The sequence below is a fragment of the Inquilinus sp. genome (assembly GCF_057815775.1).
Map to the genome: position 1 here is coordinate 1 of NZ_JBYRFX010000529.1, position 3,019 is coordinate 3,019.

A 3,019-nucleotide genomic window follows, 5' to 3' on the forward strand; every position below is an offset into this window, starting at 1 on the left:
GGCAGCGCTGCGGCGTGCCCACATGAGTGGAGATCCCCGACAGCGCAACAATCGCGCCGCCGCCGCGCCCCACCATGTGCGGCACCGCGGCTCGGCAGAGGATGAATGCCCCGTCCAGCGCGACCGACAGAATCTCCCGCCACTCCGCCAGGGACATCTGCAGGAAGGGAGTCTGCCGGCGCAGCCCGGCATTACTCACCAGGATGTCGATCCCGCCAAACGCGGCCACCGCGGTCTCGATCATCGCTTGCACCGAATCCGCGTCGGACACGTCCGCCAAACAGCCGATGGCTTGCCCGCCGGCTGAATTGATCTCCGCCACCACACCATCCACCGCGGCGCGGTCGCTGCGGCCATTGACCACGACCGACGCGCCCTGCGCGGCCAGGTCCCGCGCGATCGTCCGGCCGATGTTCTTTCCTGCCCCCGTCACCAGGGCGACCTTGCCGGTCAGAGTCATGCCGCTTGCAGGATCATGTCCGCTCCCTTTTCCGCTATCATGATGACGGTCGCATTGGTGTTGCCCGACACGACTGTCGGCATGATCGAGGCGTCGATCACCCGCAGACCGTCGAGGCCTTTGACCTTCAGGTCGATGTCCACAACCGATTTCGGTCCCGGCCCCATCATGCACGTGCTGGTCTGGTGGAATGTCGTCCCCGCCGTTGCGCGCACGTGGTTCAGCAGGTCCTCGTCGGTTTGCGCCTGCGGGCCGGGATAGATCTCCTCTTTGCAGTACTTCTGCATGGCGGCGGTGGCGAAGATCCGACGGGTGACGCGCAGGCCGGCGACGATCGTCTCACGGTCACGCTGGGTCGACAGGTAGTTCGGCTGCATGGCCGGCGCCTCGGTGGGATCAGGCGACTTGATCCGCAGCCAGCCTCGGCTCTCCGGCCGGCACGGAATGGCCACCATCGTGCATCCGGGGAAGCGGTGCATCGGCTCGCCGGTCTTCTCCGTGCTGCCGGCCAGGAACTGGTATTGCACATCAGGACTATCCAGTTCGGGGCGGGTTTTCACGAACAGACCCATCGGCCCTGCCCCGGTCATCAGCGGCCCCTTCTGCGCAAGAATCCACTCGGCCCCGGCATAAAGGCGCCGCAGCCAGTTGTGGTAGATCTCGTTCATCGTGACCGTGCCGTCGACGCAGCGATGGATGATGCGCCCGCCGATATGATCCTGCAGATTCTCGCCTACGCCGGCTAGGTCGTGCTTGACCTCAATCCCCAGCGACTGCAGGTGCCCGCCCGGTCCGATCCCCGACAACTGCAGGATCTGCGGCGAGTTGATGGCCCCTCCGCACAGCAGCACCTCCTTGCGCGCAGTTGCCTGATGCAGCCCGCCGGCCTGGTTATACTCGATGCCGACAGCCCGTTTGCCCTGGAGCAGCACCCGGTGGGTCAGCGCGCGCACCTCGATCCGCAGGTTGGGCCTGGACTTCACCGGCTTCAGATAGCTGACCGCGGTCGAGGCCCGCCGGCGGCCTCGGACGGTCAGTTGCAGCGGCCCGACGCCTTCCTGTTCCGCCCCGTTGAAGTCCCGGTTGTAGGGATACCCCGCCTCCTGTGCGGCGGCCATGAAGGCATCGTGCAGCGGATGGTCGGTCTTCAGGTCCGACACGCCCAGCGGACCGCCCGACCCGTGGAATTCGTCGGCACCGCGCTCCTGGTGTTCGGCCTTGCGGAAATACGGCAGCACGTCGTCATACGACCAGCCGGCGTTGCCGAGCTGCCGCCACAGGTCAAAATCCTGGCGTTGCCCGCGGATGTAGATCAGGCCATTGATCGAGGAGGATCCACCCAGCACCTTGCCTCGTGGCCACGAAATCCGCCGGTTGTGCATCTCGGGCACCGGCTCGGTTTCGAAATACCAGGCGACCTTCGGATTATAGATGTTGCGGTAGAAACCTGCCGGGATGTGGATCCAGGGGTCGGTGTCCTTGCCCCCCGCCTCCAGCAGCAGCACACGATTGGCCGGATTGGCGCTCAGGCGGTTGGCCAGCACACAGCCGGCGGATCCCGCACCGACGATGATGTAGTCGTAATCCTGCCCTGCAGCCATTGCGGTTCCTCATTTGGCCATCGTTAACGACAGGCAGTGAAGCGGAACCGTTTTGATTTGACCAGCCCGGGGCCGGTGGGGATGTGCTTTAGCAACAGCCTGTTTGCAGACCGTCGTGGCATCTCGCCCCGCATGCCACAAACCGGCGTGGCACGTGGGGGTCTTACGATACGGCTGGGCCCAACGTCACATCAGGTCACAACACGCAAGGCCGGGCGGGATTTCACCGCCATGCGCCGATAGAGCGCCACGTAGTCTTCGGCCATCCGGCGCGCAGTGAAGCGGGTTTCGAAACGCTCCCGGATCACATTTGTCGACAGCTTGTCGAGCCGGCCGAGCGCGGCCACTGCGGAGGTCTCGTCATGCACGATGTAGCCGGTGACGCCATGATCGATGACTTCCGGCACCGACCCGGCCGGGAACGCAATGGTTGGGGTGCCGCATGCCATCGCCTCGATCATGACCAGGCCGAACGGCTCCGGCCAGTCGATCGGCAGCAGCATGGCCTTCGCCCCGCTCAGGAACGCCGGCTTCTCGGCATCACCGATCTCACCGATCATTTCGATCTGGTCGCCATCAATCAGCGGCCGGATCGTCGTCTCGAAATACTCGCGGTCGACCCGATCAACCTTGGCGGCAATTTTCAGCTTCATTCCGGCGGCACGGGCGATGCTGATCGCGCGGTCCGGCGATTTTTCCGGGCAAATGCGCCCGAGGAACGCCAGGTAGTCGCGTTGGCCCGGCTGGGGTGTCAGCAGGTTCGGCGGCAGCCCATGATGCACCGTGCCGACGAAGTTGCCGCGCGGCAGCGGCCGGCGCTGCGCATCCGAGATCGAGACCAGGGGCGCATCTTCGAAACAATCATATACACGGGTCAACTCTGGCAGATCGAGCCGCCCGTGCAGCGTGGTCACGTAGGGTGTCGGCTGCCGGCTGAGCAGTGAAAACGGCCAGTAAT

Annotated in this window: 3 protein-coding genes; all 3 read right to left on the reverse strand. The window is 64.9% G+C overall.

The features are described 5' to 3' along the window. On the reverse strand, nt 1-460 hold a 460-nt coding region (locus tag AC3XYG_RS18450; RefSeq protein ID WP_489141317.1), incomplete at its 3' end, for an SDR family NAD(P)-dependent oxidoreductase. Then, a complete protein-coding gene (locus AC3XYG_RS18455) occupies nt 457-2,061 on the reverse strand; it encodes a GMC family oxidoreductase (RefSeq protein ID WP_489141318.1) in 1,605 nt (534 codons plus the stop codon). The genes AC3XYG_RS18450 and AC3XYG_RS18455, both read right to left, overlap by 4 nt. 191 nt (nt 2,062-2,252) lie before the next feature. Then, nucleotides 2,253-3,019, reverse strand: a 767-nt coding sequence (locus AC3XYG_RS18460) for a glycosyltransferase family 4 protein (protein WP_489141319.1), incomplete at its 5' end; no start/stop codon positions are given.